The organism is Bacteroides sp. OF03-11BH, from assembly GCF_003604005.1.
GTDB lineage: Bacteria > Bacteroidota > Bacteroidia > Bacteroidales > Bacteroidaceae > Bacteroides > Bacteroides ovatus.
Window position 1 is genome coordinate 70,336 of the sequence record NZ_QTMW01000022.1, and the last position, 16,585, is coordinate 86,920.

The 16,585-nt window shown below is 50.0% G+C and carries 17 protein-coding genes; 1 reads left to right on the top strand and 16 read right to left on the bottom strand.

What is annotated here, in order from left to right; all coding sequences use genetic code 11:
* Positions 1-2: 2 nt before the first annotated feature.
* Genes DXA54_RS16665 through DXA54_RS16720 form a run of 12 tightly spaced genes read right to left on the bottom strand, consistent with a single transcriptional unit; the run spans position 3 to position 11,606 of the window.
* Positions 3-2,387: a zincin-like metallopeptidase domain-containing protein gene (locus DXA54_RS16665; RefSeq protein WP_005816000.1), complete on the bottom strand. Its 2,385-nt coding sequence runs from the start codon at positions 2,385-2,387 to the stop codon at positions 3-5.
* A 25-nt stretch (positions 2,388-2,412) separates the two neighbouring features.
* Positions 2,413-4,209, bottom strand: a complete 1,797-nt coding sequence (locus tag DXA54_RS16670; protein ID WP_005807190.1) for a hypothetical protein — start codon at positions 4,207-4,209, stop codon at positions 2,413-2,415.
* 7 nt (positions 4,210-4,216) lie between these two features.
* Positions 4,217-4,501, bottom strand: a complete 285-nt coding sequence (locus DXA54_RS16675; protein ID WP_025068803.1) for a hypothetical protein — start codon at positions 4,499-4,501, stop codon at positions 4,217-4,219.
* Between the two features lie 23 nt (positions 4,502-4,524).
* On the bottom strand, positions 4,525-5,355 hold the full coding sequence (locus DXA54_RS16680; protein ID WP_071148960.1) for a M23 family metallopeptidase: 831 nt from the start codon (positions 5,353-5,355) through the stop codon (positions 4,525-4,527).
* 24 nt (positions 5,356-5,379) lie between these two features.
* Entirely contained in the window at positions 5,380-6,045 is a 666-nt protein-coding gene (locus tag DXA54_RS16685) for a hypothetical protein (protein ID WP_008781610.1), read from the bottom strand.
* A gap of 12 nt (positions 6,046-6,057) precedes the next feature.
* Positions 6,058-6,741 (bottom strand): hypothetical protein, encoded by a 684-nt coding sequence (locus DXA54_RS16690; RefSeq protein ID WP_120080092.1) that lies wholly within the window; start codon positions 6,739-6,741, stop codon positions 6,058-6,060.
* A gap of 11 nt (positions 6,742-6,752) precedes the next feature.
* Entirely contained in the window at positions 6,753-7,448 is a 696-nt protein-coding gene (locus DXA54_RS16695) for a hypothetical protein (protein ID WP_120080094.1), read from the bottom strand.
* Positions 7,429-7,917: a PH domain-containing protein gene (locus DXA54_RS16700; RefSeq protein WP_120080096.1), complete on the bottom strand. Its 489-nt coding sequence runs from the start codon at positions 7,915-7,917 to the stop codon at positions 7,429-7,431. Before DXA54_RS16700 ends, DXA54_RS16695 begins: the two co-directional genes overlap by 20 nt.
* Positions 7,918-7,929: 12 nt before the next feature.
* Entirely contained in the window at positions 7,930-9,081 is a 1,152-nt protein-coding gene (locus tag DXA54_RS16705) for a toprim domain-containing protein (protein WP_005807184.1), read from the bottom strand.
* 4 nt (positions 9,082-9,085) lie between these two features.
* Positions 9,086-10,585, bottom strand: coding sequence for a hypothetical protein (locus DXA54_RS16710; protein ID WP_117976835.1), 1,500 nt, complete (start codon positions 10,583-10,585; stop codon positions 9,086-9,088).
* A gap of 25 nt (positions 10,586-10,610) precedes the next feature.
* Entirely contained in the window at positions 10,611-10,835 is a 225-nt protein-coding gene (locus DXA54_RS16715) for a hypothetical protein (RefSeq protein WP_005807182.1), read from the bottom strand.
* A 12-nt stretch (positions 10,836-10,847) separates the two neighbouring features.
* Complete coding sequence (locus tag DXA54_RS16720; RefSeq protein ID WP_005816006.1) at positions 10,848-11,606, bottom strand: DUF4099 domain-containing protein; 759 nt, start codon at positions 11,604-11,606, stop codon at positions 10,848-10,850.
* A 218-nt stretch (positions 11,607-11,824) separates the two neighbouring features.
* Here DXA54_RS16720 and DXA54_RS16725 point away from each other — a divergent pair, with 218 nt between their 5' ends.
* Positions 11,825-12,493 (top strand): M23 family metallopeptidase, encoded by a 669-nt coding sequence (locus tag DXA54_RS16725; RefSeq protein ID WP_008781607.1) that lies wholly within the window; start codon positions 11,825-11,827, stop codon positions 12,491-12,493.
* Here DXA54_RS16725 and DXA54_RS16730 read toward each other — a convergent pair.
* From DXA54_RS16730 to DXA54_RS16745, 4 genes are all read right to left on the bottom strand, one after another.
* Entirely contained in the window at positions 12,488-13,330 is an 843-nt protein-coding gene (locus DXA54_RS16730) for a phosphoribosyltransferase (RefSeq protein WP_371682956.1), read from the bottom strand. The two genes, DXA54_RS16725 and DXA54_RS16730, sit on opposite strands and share 6 nt — an antisense overlap.
* 62 nt (positions 13,331-13,392) lie before the next feature.
* Positions 13,393-14,466, bottom strand: a complete 1,074-nt coding sequence (locus DXA54_RS16735) for a nucleotidyl transferase AbiEii/AbiGii toxin family protein (RefSeq protein WP_117707131.1) — start codon at positions 14,464-14,466, stop codon at positions 13,393-13,395.
* Positions 14,463-15,185 (bottom strand): DUF6577 family protein, encoded by a 723-nt coding sequence (locus DXA54_RS16740; protein ID WP_117707132.1) that lies wholly within the window; start codon positions 15,183-15,185, stop codon positions 14,463-14,465. The genes DXA54_RS16735 and DXA54_RS16740 overlap by 4 nt, the downstream gene beginning before the upstream one ends.
* 491 nt (positions 15,186-15,676) lie before the next feature.
* Positions 15,677-16,546: a helix-turn-helix domain-containing protein gene (locus tag DXA54_RS16745; RefSeq protein WP_057281940.1), complete on the bottom strand. Its 870-nt coding sequence runs from the start codon at positions 16,544-16,546 to the stop codon at positions 15,677-15,679.
* Positions 16,547-16,585 lie beyond the last annotated feature (39 nt).

Here is a 16,585-nt window from a genome sequence, read left to right on the forward strand (position 1 = left end):
CATTACCTCCTCATGCTTGAACGCTGTTCATTTTCCTCCGGCTCAATCCTGCGTTCGGACTGTTTCTCCTGTGCCGTATCAAAGAGAGTCCGTGTCTGGCCGTTTCCGGCTGTCCTTTCTGTTATGCCCGTTGTTCTGTTCCGGGCATCCGCGAGTCCTTCTGCATCCCGTATCACCACTCTTGCACCGCTTCTCGCAAGTTTCTGAAGGAAAGTATCGAGTTGGCTGACTGGGAATGTCACGGAAGCCGTAAAGCCTTTTTTCATGTCAGCCTCGTGCTTCTCCATTTTCAAGGCAAGCGTTTCCGTTACCTTGACGGCATCCTCGTTATAAGCCGTATAGTTGTCACCGGTTCTTACAAACTGGATAGCGTCCGGGTGTTTGGCCTTTATCTTGTCCCAAGCCTCTCTCTGCGGACTGACGGATTCAACGGTACGCTCTTCTCCATTCTGTCGGCTGACAGCTTCTCCCTGCCGTATCTCGGTTTCCTTCTCCTGCTTTTCCCCGGCGTGTTCCTCCTGCGACTGTCCCTTTTGCAGTATATCGGCAAACAGCGAGGCAGCCAGGTGCCGTTTGTAGCTGTCACGGTCTTCCGCCACCCACATGCGCTGCCATTGTTGCGGTGATACACTGCGCGGCTGCAGTTTCTGCCCGTCAATCGTTACGGCACACAGTACACCGTCCTGCTTGGTTTTGAACACGGACACACGCTGTATCCGGTTCAGGTCCACGTCCTGTGTCCCGCTGTTGAACAGATCGACTTTCAGGTCGGGCTTGATTTCAGCAAGCGCGTAATATTTATGAGCCAGTTCCATGCGGACCTTGTCTATGTTATCCATGGACTGCTTGAGTGTGGAAAAGAAGCGGTTTATGTCTTCCTTGTCGGGGTATATGCTATAACCTCTCTGATGCTCCGGCTTTATATAGAGAGCCCATCGGTTCTTGTCGTCCTGAATCATCTGGATCTTGTCAAATCCTACTTCGTTGGCCCGTTTTACTGCAGGGCTCACGTTCAGGGTCGAAAGCACTTCCAGGGCCCAGTTGTTCAACCGTGCCAGAGAGACCTGCTTCTCGGCAAAATACTTGTCATCAGGTCTGTAGCCCAAGGCTCCGTCCGGATTGAAGAAACGCACAGTCTCGATGCCTTCCCGACGTAAAGCACGTCCGATACGGGCTTTGTTCATGCCGGGAATCTCGTTGTCCACCTCCGGTGATGCCCCGGCGGGAAGGATCACATCAGCCGACTTTGATACGGGATCTATGACAAGGACAATGGTTTTCTTGTCCTTGTCCGGACGTTTCCGTAACTCATCGGCCACGAAATAATGCTTGGGCAGCTGGTCCTGCATGTCAGATGTCTGTTTCCTGTTCCGCAAGGTGGCATATTCGATTTTCTCTCCACGTTCCGCTTTACGGATAACTTCGAGAGCATTGTTCACGTCACTCTCGAGGGCATCTATCATATTCGGGTTCTCTTTGAGTTCCCGGTCCCAATATTCCACCAAACTGAGACTTTCGTCGGACAAGCGGGCAGGCAGTCCCAGCTCCAGCATCTTGATTCCCGATGCTATTTCCACGACCAGCCGTTCCTGTTTGACGGCATCGTCAGAAGGCGGCATACCGTTTTTCATCACCATTCCCTCGCGGGCAAGCCGCTGCTGATGTCCGGTTGCACTCACTATCTGGCGCAGGGTTTCCTGCACATAATCGTTGTAATGGTCAAAGTTCTTTTGGCGGGGCATATAGACGGCATCTTTGTCCGTTTCATAATGGGGCATTCCGCTGCCATCGTAACGGACCGGCACAAGGTTGTCACGCATTTTCAGCAAGAAATCATTGAACCGGATATGCATACGCCGTGTGTCTGCCTCCGAATATCCTCGTTCCATGGCATTCCCATCCTGTTGCAGAACGGCCCTGTAAGCCTCTTCGTCCACATGGGGAAATGTCGTCTGGTCTATATTGAACAGAGTGCGTATCTCTCTGTTATGTACTCCCTTATATTGTTTCTTCTGCTCATCGTCCAATGTGAGGTAGGTTCCCCGGTTGATGAACTCTTCAGGATTGTTCCTGTGGACATATTTGTTCCAGTTATAGTACAGGAACGGCACACCCTGTTCATGCTCACGTACCGACGTGCCGCGGGCCTTGGCATCACTGAACAAGGTGAACAGGTTCGTATTGCATCCGTTCCGATCGGAATGCAATGCCATGAACAGTGCATTGAACGGGCTGGCCGACACGCCGTGCGGGTACAGCCTCGGATACCTCTTTCCAGAAGCGTTGAGCCAGTAACCATTGGCCTTCGAAGCCTCTCCCAAAGCAGTGGAAAGCAGACTGATTTGCCTTTCCTCTGCATTTTTCTCTATTTTGGATTTTTCTTTCATACAGTATATGTTTTGGGGTTATATGCTACTGGATACCTCGTGTACGCACGATAGTCTCCTGTTGTCCGTTGTCGTAATTGTCCGAGGCCCTTTGACGGAGCTGTTCGCTTCTGGCGAGTACGGCGTTTGCCAGCGTGTTGAGCGGTAAGGCTCCGGCCCGGTAAGCGTCAGTCACGGTCTGCGATAATTGGATAGTACAGGGTACACGGTCAATTGTCGCGACAAGCATGTTGCCTTGAAGTACGGGATTCGTGATGCGAGGATTGAGCGGTTCGTCAGGATAATGGCGGTATTGGGCTGCGCCTCTATTGGCCGTGTTCATTTCGCCTTCTGACCGTTCACGCAGCACTTCATGCCCGGCCTTGTTCAGCAGGTTCGCCCCGCCGAGACCGATAAGGAGCATCTTCAGCAGCGGATTCCGCACAAACATACCGGCCACTATGCTGGCTATAGGCAGCAGGTTGTCCTTGATGTTCAGGGACTGTGTCTTGCCTGTAAATACTCCCAGCAGAATATCCGGCAGCATCGCCATCACATAACCGAGATTGCCGGCAATGTCTCCCATGCCGCTCAGTCCAAGGGTGCCGAGCAGATCTTCCCATCCGCCCGTGTTGCCGTTGGATGCCGGCGTTTCAGACAGGTCATTCACGGGATGTACCCCTGTTTCCTGCATGACCTCCGGCTCTTTTTCCGGTTGTACCGTTTCCTGATGTACCTGTTCCGGCTCTTCCGCATCCGTTTGTTTCTTTTCCTCCAGACTTTTCAGGTAGGCTTCTTCCTGCCCCGGTGCGACGACCAGCGGCACATCCTTGTAGCGTTCCGGCCGTTCCTGTTTCAGCTTGTCCTGCAAGCCTTTCAGGAACGGGAACGGTTGCTGCTTCTTCATCCAGTCCGTAAAGTTGAAATTGCAGACCGGTATCTGTTTCTTCAGCTGCTCATTGGCGGTCGCTGTGAAACTGTCCTTGTCTGCGGTCATGGTGGCTGCTTCACGCCGGAAATCTTCAAACACATTGTGTTCGCTGCCGAATACACCCTGGCTGATACATTGTTCGACTGAAATCGACTTGGGGTCTTCCGGCTCCAAATGTGCCATGGTGGCGGAGACGGCAGCATCCACGCCGATGAATCTGGCGAATGCCGCCCACGAACCGGCACCGCCCAGCATGACGGTATCCGCCGAGGCACCCAACAGCCATCCCGCACCCTGCTCGACCTTGCTCGGCCGGTAAGCGGCCTCGCCACGCTTCTCGATCTCCTCGGCAAGCGGGGAACGGCTCAACATCTGCGGCAGGCCGAACAGGCTTGATTCCGCGGCCTTGCGGATGATATAATCAGCCGAAGACTTGGGCATACGGTCTTTCACCAGTTTGTCTATCATCTGCTGTTCCAGACGATAGTCCATGTAGGCATAGGCGAGATCGCCGCCAAGCTGTTCCGACAGTTCGTCGTACCGTTCGCGGCCGATTTCCTTCACGACTGCATCACGCCATTGCCCGGCCATATACGCAAGGTCGTGCTGTATGTCTTCCGAAGCGGCGATTTTCTCCTTGCACATCTCTACATAATCTTCCGTTGTCTTGGAGTTCCATTCGCCGGTAACTTTGAGCAGCTGGTACGGGTCGTTCAAAGGTTGGGCTGAAGAAGCCATCATGCTGAGAACCCCGCCAAGGGAGGTGGAATATTCCTTCATTTCCTCACCTTGTTTCCGGGCAAGATAATCTCTTGTCTCATCCATGACGGAAGCAAGGTGGTAACGGAAATAGTCATCCGAAAGACGTTCCAGTTCCGCGAATCGTCTGCTTTGTTTTATAGTTCCGTCCATAAGTATCCTATATCATATTTATCTGTTTCAACAGTTGTTCTTTTGTCTGTTCAATCGCATTGTGGTACACTTCCATCTGTTTGGGGAAGAACTCCTCCAGCCATGCGTCTTTCTCGATGTTGTCATGGATGAAGCGTATCGCCTGTTCACGCTCTATCTCCACGGAGGCTTCACCTTCCTCCCGGTTGTTGAACCATGCCTTTGTCCACCAGCGGACACCGGCCCGGTCCGGATATACCGACACGATACGCGGTATGTCGAAGCTCTGGATGTCGATGTCGAGTTCAGCCAGCGGATCTATGATGCCGCTGTAGCTTACGGCTTCGTCATGGAGTTTTTTTTTATGTCTCCGCTCATGGTGGAGAGGTACACGTTGTGACGCAGGGCCAGGTAATGCAGGAAATCAGCGATGAGCAGGTTCTGTACCTTGCTGACCAGCGGGATGGATTTATGTCCCAGTCCGAGAGGATTGGCCATGCTCGGCATGTTCTCGTAGAAATATTCTCTCATCGCCCCCATGGTGAAGATGTGGCGCAGGGACTGCTCCGTGTGCTCGGGCAACACGTAGGCTCCGCGTTGCAGATCCTCCATGTAGTACGGCAGGAAACGCAGCATCAGTTCCTCTATTTCCCGTTTGTCCTTGTCGTAATCGGTCTTCACGGTCATTTCCAGATCCGGGAATGCCGCCGTTTCATGTCCTCCCGCCTGACGAAGCGCACGGATGTTGCCGTAAAGCATGGTCAGGAACTCCAGCGGGTTCAGTTCCTCTCCCTTGAACCGGGCTTCGATGTGCAGCCTGTCACCGCTCAAGGCCACAGTCTGACCGGCTTTCACGCGTTGCCCGAACTGCGCAAAGACATTTGACAGGTGTCCGTATGTCACCTCATATTCCCCGTACCGGATAGTCTGGCATATCCCGTGTACCGGATCATTGCCGACCCCTGACACGATTCCGCTCGCGACGGCAGACAGCCTGTAATATCGGGCGTTGAAGTCAATGCCATGGTGGAAAAACGGCTTGCCCGTTCCCGGGTCGGTCTGTTCGCCGTAACCGAGAGTCATTTCCACCTCCTTGCCCTGGGGCTCCTCGAAAGGCATACAGTAGCCGCTCTCGGAGTGAAGTATCATTTCTTCTGTATATTTCATTTCGTTCTGTATTGGTTCATAATGTTATCTTCTCATTCCTCCGTTATAGGTCTGTTCCTCGCTCTGGCCGGGGGAAGCCTGTGTCCTTGCCACGCTCTCCGTGTTCGTGTCACGGAAGACGCCGGCATTGTTACCGATGAGCATCATGCCGAGGAAAGCCCCGGCGATCTTGCCCAACCACCCGAAACGTCCGAAAATGAGAAAAGCGGCGGCTATAAGGCCCGCGATACTCAATCCAGATACGTTGCCATGGCCGAGGTTACGGACAAAATTGCCGAGCATGTTCATGCCTCCGCCACTCGAAGCCTGCCGCAGGAAATTGGATACCCCGTCAAGTTTGGAATCTATTCCCGCCACAGCTCCGCTTAACGTGCCGACGGCTTCTCCGGCCTTGTCCGTCAGTCCCCGTACATCCTCGGCGGTATCTGCCAAGGCATCCGTGGCCGGTTCTCCGATGACCGCATCGCTCACGATGCGCACCACGCTCTTGTCTGTCGTCAGCTTTTCCCAGCCGACATAACCGATCGCACCTCCGACGGCGGCAGTCTTGACGGCTTGTCCGGCGCCCCGTAACGTCTGCGACGGATGAAGTGCCGCTTCACCCACGTTTTTCCCGGTTGCCAAAACAGCCTTGCCGGTACCTTTGGCCGCCTTGCCGCCATACTTCAATATTGTACTCCATACTCCCATATCTCGTTCTTTTTAAGGTCTTACATTTCTTCCGATCTGCTTCCATCTTCGTTTGGCGGCTTCCACAATGTCGCGTTTGTCCGCAACAGGGCGTGCGCCTTCGTCGATTTCATACCAGATGTCACTCATAGTCGTATATTTCACGGCCTTGGTCAGCCGTTGCAGCTTGGTGTTCATCAGCTTGAGCTTCGGCCTGATCCCGAAGACTATCTCCATGCGTTCCCTTTCCGTCATCTTGTTTTCCGCAAGACAGGCCATTCGTATGTCATTTACTATTTCCACACTGCCAAGCATCAGCTCCCGGTAAATCCTGTTGCGCTCCGTGGAAAGGGCTACTGCCAATGCGTTGGTCGTGCTCCGGCTAACCTGCCTGGTAAAATCTTCCATATTGTCTGTCAGCCTTGAGATTTCGTGATAAAAGCCATAAATCTGTGCGGCGTAGCAGACGATGGACCGGAAAGAATCCAGATACTTGTTGAACTCCCTTTGCAGGTCGGCCGTAGCCTGTACTTCCTCTTTCGTCCATATATGTCCGGTAGTCTGCAGCATCATCACCTTCTCCTGGTTTTTCAGCTCTTTCTGCGCCTTGTCCGTGTAGAGCAGTATCATTCCGGCCAGAACCGGATCGTTCTGTGCCTGTATCTTGCCGATACAGATGCCCGTCAGCAGCATAACTATCAAAATCGTCCGTTTCATCGCGTCATTCTTTATCGTGTCAGGGAGGCTGCCCGGCGCCAGCGTGACATGGCCATGCGGGCCACTTCACCGTTGTTGCGGTCAAGCATACCTGCCGTCACATTTCTCCATACATCATTGAAAGTATAGTACCGGATGCTCAGGTAGAGCAGATGCAGCTTCCGGCTGAAAGCCGACAGCCTGTCATTCAGCGCCCATAGCGTAGTGCCGCGCTCCGCACCGGTCAGCATATTCTCTTCACCGCCTTTGGCAACGGCATCGTTCAGCAGTGTATATACGGAGACCAGTTCCGTGGCCGTCTCGATATAAAGGTTGTTCATGCCCATACTGGCAACGATACCCTGCGGGTTGTCCTTTATCGCTTTGCCCAGTTTACCCAGAGTCAGGAAGATCCGGACCCCGTCGTTATAGAGATGCGTACAGGCTTTCAGTGACGAAGCGTATCCGTTCACCGTCTTCAGGTAGCCGTTGTACTGTTTCTGCCATTCATGGATGCGGTTGAATTCGGCGGCGATGCTGTTCTGCAGGAGTGCCGTCTGCGTCTGTCCCTTGATCTGTTTTTCAATCTGGCCGTTTATCAGCTCGTTGCCCTCCGCCAGAGCAATCCACTCCAGCGGATTGGAAGCCGCTATCTGGGCTTTGGACACCTGCGGCAGAAGCAGGACGGCAACGAGGGCCAGACTCCAGTTAATGATTCGTGATCTCATATATTCCCTTTTTTCTTTTGTTGTATTCCACCCGTTCGCGGACAAGTGTTACTATGTCATCCCTGCGCCGGATACCGGTCAGATCAAGCCTGGGGGTATTCCGGTCCATCGAGAAAATGCTCACCGTCTTCAGCCCGCAAAGCTGCTGCAGCAGGCTTTGATTTTCCGTGAAGTCCACGATACGGTATAATTCCATATAATCTGTCTTACGCCAGATGATGCCATGCTCGCACACGAGCTGTTCGGACCCGATGCGATAGCGTATGCGTCGTAGATAGATGAACCTGTACACCAGGAACAGGGAAAGCAGAAGGGCGACCCACATGGACAGAGTCGTGAACGGCAAGCCGTCAATTCCGCCAAAGACCCATCCTGCACAGCATAACACAAGAAAGGGCAGCTCGTTGATGACGAACTGTCCGGTGTGGGGCACAAACACATGAGTGCGGAATAAACGGTCTGTCTGCATGATGTTTTCGTTTTATCTGTGATAACTGGTCTGCCGTTCTTCCTCGTCCTGTCCTGAATGCCGTACTTCAATCGGATTGACCAGCCCCTCGGTCTCTTTGAGGTACTCGGGATTGGTCTTGCCAAGCAACGCATCGTTCCAGTCCTTGTAGCAAGGCAGAATGGGAAATTCTCTGATATTTTCCGGGGAAATGTTCATCTGTCCGGCTATTGCCTTGAACTTTTCCACGAACAGCCGTCCGGCGGCATCATTGTCGAAACAGAGGTAATGGTGTGCCTCCGGTGTGGCGGCAAGCATACCCTTGATCTGACCCTCTGTAGGGGTACCGCCGGTAGATACATACACGCTCTTCCTGGATAGGTCCGGGTTGCTCTTGATCTGTTCCCGGTTGAGCTGATAGAAGGCCATCGCGTCATAGGCACTTTCAAACCATGCCACTCCGCCGACGGAATCCAGGTCACCCTTAAGGTTGGCTATCCACAGCCCCTCGCTCGAATTGCTGCCCTCAGCCTTGCCCTTGTAACTGCCGCTGCCGTCCGGACGCGGGCGGCCTCGTTCCTCAAGGCCGACAACCGTCCCCGGGTCTTTGGGCAAAGACATCGGAAAGGCAAGGTTCGTGTATCGGGTCCCGTCTTCACGGACTTTTGTCGCCAGGTAGAAATCACGGTGGAAGGCATACTGCGTGTAGAGGTCGATTCCACGGTGTTTGAAGAAAGGATAGAACTTCTTCTGCGTATCCCTGTCCTGAGGGTTGAACCTGTGAATCTCGTAATCCGTTATGTCGAACGGTTTCACGTCCCGTTTCGGCTGGATAATCCGTGTACTGCGTTCCTCGATGGGATGGTTCAGCAACCGGTTGCACACGAGATTGACAAGCCGGTCCGGAGATACTCCTGCCCGGTATTCCGCAAAAAACTGCGGGTATTCCTTGATGAAGGATATGATGTTATAGACTTTCTGTTCCTGTGCCTTGAAACAGCACTTGCCGTTCGGCATCACGATGAACTTGTCGCCACGGATACGACGGCCTTCGCTGTCCATCCGCACATACGACGGATAACGCAGACCGTCACGCTTGTTCAGATGATAGCCCGCGTCAATGAGTATGTCCTGAATGTTCAGTCTCTGTAGAAAATCATCGTATGTAAGGTCTCCGTTCCTCATAAGTTTACCTCCCCATTCTCATATCACCGATTTCCCGGTTCATCTGTGCCTCGAAATTCCGGATGGCAACATCCCTCGGAGTGTCAACACCGGGTTTGAAATAAGGACGCGGCCCAAGGTAATGTTCCTCATAACACTCCGGCCCGTGATGGCATCTGAGATTATGCACGACCTCGGAAACCACCACGGCACCTGCTGAAAGGGCCGCAAGAATCTTTATGCCCAGTCCTTTGCTTGTTTCCGGACGGGGGCGCAGGTCTGCCTCGCTGAAGATCTTCGCGAAAAGTTTCGTCCGATGGTAATCGTCCGTGGCGAGAAACTTGTCGTATTCCTTCTGGGTAATCTCGTGGCTGTAGGTCTGCCCGTCGATGACGGCGGTCATCCTGTACTTTCCTTCTTCCGGTCCGGGTTCCACGGCAATCCGGCTTATCTCGGTTCCATGCCCGCCGATCTCATCCGACAGCTGCAGGCTGTTGCCATAGTCTTCCGTCTGCCCGTTCGCCTGTGCGTATTCCTGGTAATGCCTTGCGGCCAGTTCCTCGTGCACTTCAGGATGGAGGCCGATGGCGATATGCTTGTCACTGTTCAGATCATCCAAGGTCACTTTATCCGCGAAATCTCCGGCAATGACCCCGTTCAGGAGCTCCAGACGTTGCTCAATGGAATGCTCTTCAAGAGAATTCGATGTAAGCGTTTTGATTTCCTCTTCCGTCAGGTCATAGACCATGTCCGCGTTGACATTCTCGGACTGCACGGTCAGGGTTCTGTTCTCCGCATCGACAATAAGCCCGTGCGAAGCAAGGCACTCCGACCATTTTTCGTTCGAGAAATAGACTGGCGAAGCGACAAGCTCCCTGTACGGGCGGGCAGGTTCCTGGCTGCGGGGACGGCTGACCATCGGTGTAATGGCAGCCTGCAAGTCCTGCAGGACATCACGGGGTTGTACGGGTTGTTCCGGCTGTCCTCCCTTGTAATAAAAGCCGTAGCCTCCGGACTGCAGCTCGCCGGGCTTCATGCGTCCGTCAGGACGTTCGGGGACAATGGGCGCTCCGGGGAAAAAGAGCTGTCCGCCGACCCTGCGCAGATGAAAACCGCCCTGCTGGCGCGGTGTCCATCCGAGTATGGGAGGAAACAGCCCCCAACGGCCTGTACGCCCGTATTCACCCATTCCGATACGGTAGCCGTGCAGACCCATCGCCACACGTCCGTTAGCATTGCGGGCATGGACAAAGTTCTTGGGCAGATAGAAATCCTTTGCAAGGATGCTCGTGAGCACATTGTAGGCTTTCTTGTTGGCGGTGTTCGTTCCCCAGTCCGTAAGCGCCAACAGTTGTTTCTCGGTAATCGGATAGGTCAGCAGCGGCGAATCGTGTCCCTGTACGATCAGCTTGTAGCCGCCACCGTCAAATGCGATATGGGCTTGAAGCCCGTTGCGCATCAGTATGTCGCGCATTTCAGGCTGCAAGTCCATCGCTCTGGGGTTTGTATTGGTTCGTATTGCCATAGTCTGATGTTATGATTGTTATCCGCTATGCGTTTCCTTCCTCCATCGCCGCTTCCAGCTGTTCGTCCTTGTAGCGGACAAATTCGGCGGCAGAATCATTCCCGATAACGAGGTTGCGTTCCTCACAGTAACGGGCATATTCCTCCTGCCACTCCGCGGAAAAATGGTTCACATAGTCGAGCCAGCCGTATTCGCCGCTCTGCATTTTCTCTATCAATACCTCTTCGGGATAATACTGGTGCTGTGCCATATCAATCGGTTTTTATTTGTGAATAGCTGCCGAGCGGTTGCGTTCCCCGGCTTTTTTCTGTTCGTTCCACAACTCTTCGGTATATTCCTCTTCCGGAACATAGTCGAGGTTTCCGTCATCATCCATGACCCAGCAACCGTAACAGCCGAACGTGTATTTGTCCCATTCACGCTTGGACTGTTCCCTCCATCGCTGCTCGTCGCCGGAACAGAAACGGATACCGGTCTTGGAATGAAGGTCAATACCTACCGTGACGGGCTCATCGTCCACGACCAGCGTCAGCGGATCTCCGTGCTGCATTCCGTTCACCTCTGTTGCACCGAGATGCAGCTCCTCGGCCAGCACCTGCAGATTGCGCCCGATGATGGGCGTGGGAACATACATGACCTGCTTCGTCCCCGTGTCAATCTGGACGAAAGCCTTGTTGTGCCTGCCGTCAGCGGTTTCCACATCCGCGATGATGGCCTTGCCCTCAAGCAACTGTTTCTGCTGCGTTTCGTCAAAGCGTTCCAGCGGCGAAGATTTCAATGCCGGATAGAAGACCACGTCCGTCTGGCCACCTTCCATGCGGATAAGAGCGAATCGGGTACGGCTTTCCACCGTTTCTCCGTGCTCGTCGGTGACACGCACGGGAAGAACGGGCGAATGGCGTCCGTTGTAAATATCATCAAGGACGTGCATCGGCAGATCCTCGATCATCTCCTGCGTGAGCCCGAATCGGGCAAGCGTCGAAAAGGGAATCTCTTCAAATTCAAAATGCGCCTTTTTCATACTATATCAAGTTTGTAAAATTATGTTCGGCAAATATAGTATGACCTTGTAAATTCAAACAAAAACACAGATATATAAATGATTATAATATACCATTTTTATAACATTAGTACGATTTTCTTTGAATAATCGTACTAATTGCGATAAAATATGCAAACTAATAGCAGAATGTATGGCCGTTCATGTCGAACATAGACAGACCATGCTAATTTTGCAGCATGAGAAAAATTTTATGGATGATTATATCAGGCATTTCGCTCAGTCTGATACCGGCAATGGCACAATTCAATACAGTTTCCTCCGCTTCCGATTACTATCGGGAGGAAAGTGTGCAGGCGGCCACCAAGGACAAGGAAACAGCTTCAGACAATACGGGTTCCGGGAAAGGTGTATCGGAAAACACCGGCAAATCCGGAGCTCGCGGCGATGTGCAAAGGCAGATGGTGGTTGAGCGTTACCTGAGTGTCAGTTATCCGTTACCGAGAATCAAGGTAACTTCTCCATACGGTTACAGGAAAGACCCCTTTACCGGCAAGCGTAAATTTCATGGGGGAATCGATTTGCAGGCACGTGGCGACAAGGTGCTGGCGATGATGGCGGGAACTGTCGTAAAGGTCGGGCAGGACAAGACTTCCGGCAAGTATGTTACGCTGCAGCACGGGAACTGCATGATCAGCTATTGCCACCTTTCAAAGATTCTCGTAGCCAGGGGAACAGCCGTCCGGCCGCGTGATGCGGTCGGTATTACCGGCTCTACAGGACGCAGCACGGGAGAACACCTGCATATCACCTGCCGCCTCAATGGCAAGAGTGTCGATCCCGCAATCCTTTTTGAACATGTCAGGAGAGTACAGCAGGAATGTGTTTCGGCACTGGCCGAACTATGACTTTTTTCTCCCTTTGATTGCATGGCTGATACTGTCGCCCCATACCGACATCCGGACGACGGACATCGGCGGCATGGAAAACGTCTTTCCATAGAAAATGGCGGCCACCACCTTGCCGCCGTGCCTTTCTATTTCCTCCTTGTAGTCGGACACACTCTGTCCGGTCGTCAGCACATCGTCAATGATAATGATTTCTTTTCCCTTTATATCACCGGTAATCTCGTAATTCCGCTCAAGGACACGGCTGTCCGCTCCGTCCGCTTCATGTAGGCTTTCCCGGGCATCGCAGATCACCGTATCGTACAGTCCTGATGTCAGATCCGGCCTGTGCTTGCCCATATACCAGTTCAGCCGCTTGAACCGCTGTTCATACTTTATCCAGTTGCTGCACGGCATGAACATGATATGATAAGGCTTGCCGTCCGCCTGTATGGCGGTCATACATGCCTTGAAAAACTCGATGCCGTGTATCTCTCCCTGCTTGAACCGGTAGATGGAACGGCAGAATGTCCGTTGTGCTTCATTGAGAAAATCATTGTACCGGGACGGATAGTAATAGCCGTAAAATGCAATCCGGATTCCACGGAACTTGAACGGTTTGAGCGGATGCCTGTCGTCGAACCGGTCGGGATACATGCAGCAGAACATACGGCAGGCGTCTCGATGTCCGGCCATCACCGCCATACGGCAATAGCGTTCCCTTTCGTCTTCCCGGCCTGTGCTTCGTGCGGCTGCATACGCCGCTTCCCCGGCTTTCCGCCGCCAGAAAGCGATGACATGCAGCAGTCCTACTGTAAGGATGATCAGTGACACGAATACAAACCTTTCACCCACCATGCTTTTATTCTACAGAATTGTTACAATTCATCTGGAAAGGATATGGAATTATTTATTTACTTTCACCCACCTAAAATCTCACTTGTTTTTGCCCAATAGTAAAACGCTTCCGGTGAATTGGCTTTCAACTTATTTAGTTTGTTGCTTAATGAAGGTCTGATTACCATATCTTTTACGTCAGCAGGATTATTTGAATAAGGTTCAATTTGTGAAATCCCTTTTTCAATCAGTGTGGCCAGATAGGCCGCCCTCGCAGAATCGACAATGGCATTCTCAATCGTATAACGCTGTTTGTACATGAATGATTTTACCCGTATAATACCGTCCTGTATCAAACCGAAATCTCCTTCTCCGGCTTTACCGCGTGTAGATATACAGAGTGCGGTCTGTCGGATGTCGTTGAAAACTTGTCCTACATCGGTACCCAAAGATCGGTATGACAATTCTACTTGTGCAATCCGATGGAATGCAGTCGAGGTTATCTGCAAGTCGGTGACATTTTCAAACAGTCTGCCAATATCAAACAGTTGCTTGGCTATCTCCATAGAGCAGGACTTGTCGTTTTTATAGTAAGGTATTCCGGTTGTGTTTGGGGCAAAAGCCGTCAATTTGTCGCCGAGAATATCATCTGCCGACGGAACAGTTACCATTAACGGATCGCCGTCAAGAGATATAAAGGGACTGTCTATGGCTACCAGCTGGGTCCGGCAATAATGGATGTCTTCATACAGTACATCCAACAGGATATACGACTGGGCTTCCGTATCATTCCGGTATGCTATTTTATAGAAGAACTTGGAGTGGCTCTTGGGAATATTTGCATCATTCCTCTGTTTGCGTTCTACAAGCTCCAGATCGATGAATCCGAAATCGACGAATTCTTTCAGATAATCTTCTATGTTTGTTCCTGGAGGACAGATTACATCAATGTCTATGGACAGACGGTGGACAGACTTGCCGATTATCAGCATTAATGATGTGCCTCCCTTGAAAATCAGAGGACATCCTGCTTTGACCAGCATCTCAAGCAAAGACAACGCACGGATGACTTTTTCAATCAGGTTCTTGTCATTGTAATGCAGTTCAGTGGACACATGGTCAATCCATTCTTTCGTAAAGCACTCTTTTTTTATCATTGTAAATTCAAGTTATTCAGGATGGACAATAATTCATCTTTGACTTTTCTTCTGTTGGAATATCTGAACAGACGGCTGCGGTTAACGGAATACATTCTGAAGGCATTCTCTATGATGTGTTCGCTTTCACTCCCTTGCAGGTAGAAGAAATCAGAATCTCTCAGAATATCTACCATAAGTTTTTCCAACGTGGGCATTGGAATGCCGGATACTTCCTGCAACGGAGCTTCTGAAACAAGGTTCTTCACGAAGATGGTCCTGCTGTCCATATCCACGTAGCGATATACTATATCTTTACCGGGACGCAGAAAAACCGGTCGGCCTTCGCCTTTTAGAAAATCAAAAATGGTTTCGGCCGAATCCCTCTCGGTTTCCACATAAATTATGCGGTTGGATGAAAGATGGTGTTGCAGGGGGGAAATGATTTCACCTTGGTAGATACAAAACTTGGCAAACGGGAAATTGGACTGCAACAGATTGAATACCTCTATTATATCGTCTGCTGGTTGGGGCGAGAATATCGGTTTCGTCACTTTGGCATACATTCCTCGGCCTGTTCTGATAAGCACGTTGCTATTTACGAGTTTGAACAAATGCCACAGCAGGGAAGATCTGTTGATGTCCATGCTCTTGCAGAGACTCTCAGACAAATCTTCTATATTAAAGTCATGATGTTTTTCGGCAAAACTCAGTATGGCTGATGTTGTTTCGTTACTCATATCATATTCGTTTTATGTCGCAAATATAACAAATTATCGGCACTAATATGAAATAGTGCCGATAATTTGTAACTGATATATGTGTATTTTTGCTTTGATTTATCTGTTTTTTTGGTTTATTATACATTAATAAAACAAATTTCACTGTCATTTATAAGGTTGTTATTGACAAATTATCGGCACTAATCCGAGATAGTGCCGATAATTTGCAGATGGTATTTCGCTATTATATGATTGAATGGTGTTTTTCTAAGTGCATAATTACCATATGACATCGTTATTAGGATAGTGGAAACAGAATCATTCGACTACGTGAAGCGGTCGGTAGTACCGCAAACCATTTGGGTAAGTATGATTTTTCCACAAATCTGAAGATATTGGCCTTAAATTTTACGGGAATAACACGAATTTACTTTCCTGCCGTTACGGTACTCAGAAACAATATGCTTGATTTCTCCCAGATATAATTTTCATTTCAAAGTATTTTGAGCTTATGATTGTCTATAAGCCTTAGGAGTCATACCCATGTGATGCTTAAAGTATTTTGAAAAGAACGAATGATTAGGGAAATTCAGCTCATTGGATATTTCCTGTATTGTCTTATTGGTTGACCGTAACAAAATCTTAGCTTCCAGAATGGTATATCTGTCTATCCAGTCATGAGCCGTCAGTCCGCTGGTCTTCTTTATAATATCTGACATATATTTTGTTGAAATAAACAGTTTTTCTGCATAGAAATCCAGTGTCCTGTTTTCCTTGTAGTGTTTTATTATCAACTGAATAAATTTACTCAGTAATTCTTCTTTTCTCTCCTTTTTTTCCCGTTTATCAGAGTTTATCAATAATCCGGCGATATAATAAATCAGAGCCTGCAGTATAGAACTTATCATTTTATCCCTATATACTGACTGGTCTTTAAGTCTTTGGATAAAGAAATCATAAAACTGCTGTATATTGAAACATTGATTTGCTGTCAATTCAATTTTAGGGTATTTTTGGATATAAAGAAAAATTGGAAGTATTTCTCCTATTTTCGGAAAAGCTTCTTCAATAAAACGCTGTGAAACAATAAAGAAAATTCCTCTGATATCAGACGAAACATCCTTGTGTTCTATTATATCTTTAGGAAGTGTTATTACCATATCTCCCGGCTGTACGTCGTACCTTATCATGTTGATATCAGTAGTTATATGTCCGTTAAGACACAAACTTATTGTAAATGCACCAAGTCTGATGGGTGAATCATTGGGAATATTGAATTTAGAGAGATCATCTAGTACAATAAAATCGTTATCTACATAATCTATATCGCCTATAAGATTCTTTGCTATTCTTATATCCAGGTTCTTAAATTGGTTCATATTTTTTTTATTACAAATATAATTGTATCCATATTTCCA

What these genes read in the sequence shown, in the direction of transcription:
- DXA54_RS16725 (WP_008781607.1), top strand. Translation starts at nt 11,825, where the DNA reads ATGAGAAAAATTTTATGGATGATTATATCAGGCATTTCGCTCAGTCTG.
- DXA54_RS16715 (WP_005807182.1), bottom strand. Translation starts at nt 10,835, where the DNA reads ATGGCACAGCACCAGTATTATCCCGAAGAGGTATTGATAGAGAAAATG.
- DXA54_RS16745 (WP_057281940.1), bottom strand. Translation starts at nt 16,546, where the DNA reads ATGAACCAATTTAAGAACCTGGATATAAGAATAGCAAAGAATCTTATA.
- DXA54_RS16695 (WP_120080094.1), bottom strand. Translation starts at nt 7,448, where the DNA reads ATGAGATCACGAATCATTAACTGGAGTCTGGCCCTCGTTGCCGTCCTG.
- DXA54_RS16670 (WP_005807190.1), bottom strand. Translation starts at nt 4,209, where the DNA reads ATGGACGGAACTATAAAACAAAGCAGACGATTCGCGGAACTGGAACGT.
- DXA54_RS16730 (WP_371682956.1), bottom strand. Translation starts at nt 13,330, where the DNA reads ATGGTGGGTGAAAGGTTTGTATTCGTGTCACTGATCATCCTTACAGTA.
- DXA54_RS16690 (WP_120080092.1), bottom strand. Translation starts at nt 6,741, where the DNA reads ATGAAACGGACGATTTTGATAGTTATGCTGCTGACGGGCATCTGTATC.
- DXA54_RS16720 (WP_005816006.1), bottom strand. Translation starts at nt 11,606, where the DNA reads ATGAAAAAGGCGCATTTTGAATTTGAAGAGATTCCCTTTTCGACGCTT.
- DXA54_RS16665 (WP_005816000.1), bottom strand. Translation starts at nt 2,387, where the DNA reads ATGAAAGAAAAATCCAAAATAGAGAAAAATGCAGAGGAAAGGCAAATC.
- DXA54_RS16740 (WP_117707132.1), bottom strand. Translation starts at nt 15,185, where the DNA reads ATGAGTAACGAAACAACATCAGCCATACTGAGTTTTGCCGAAAAACAT.
- DXA54_RS16700 (WP_120080096.1), bottom strand. Translation starts at nt 7,917, where the DNA reads ATGCAGACAGACCGTTTATTCCGCACTCATGTGTTTGTGCCCCACACC.
- DXA54_RS16705 (WP_005807184.1), bottom strand. Translation starts at nt 9,081, where the DNA reads ATGAGGAACGGAGACCTTACATACGATGATTTTCTACAGAGACTGAAC.
- DXA54_RS16710 (WP_117976835.1), bottom strand. Translation starts at nt 10,585, where the DNA reads ATGGCAATACGAACCAATACAAACCCCAGAGCGATGGACTTGCAGCCT.
- DXA54_RS16685 (WP_008781610.1), bottom strand. Translation starts at nt 6,045, where the DNA reads ATGGGAGTATGGAGTACAATATTGAAGTATGGCGGCAAGGCGGCCAAA.
- DXA54_RS16680 (WP_071148960.1), bottom strand. Translation starts at nt 5,355, where the DNA reads ATGAAATATACAGAAGAAATGATACTTCACTCCGAGAGCGGCTACTGT.
- DXA54_RS16735 (WP_117707131.1), bottom strand. Translation starts at nt 14,466, where the DNA reads ATGATAAAAAAAGAGTGCTTTACGAAAGAATGGATTGACCATGTGTCC.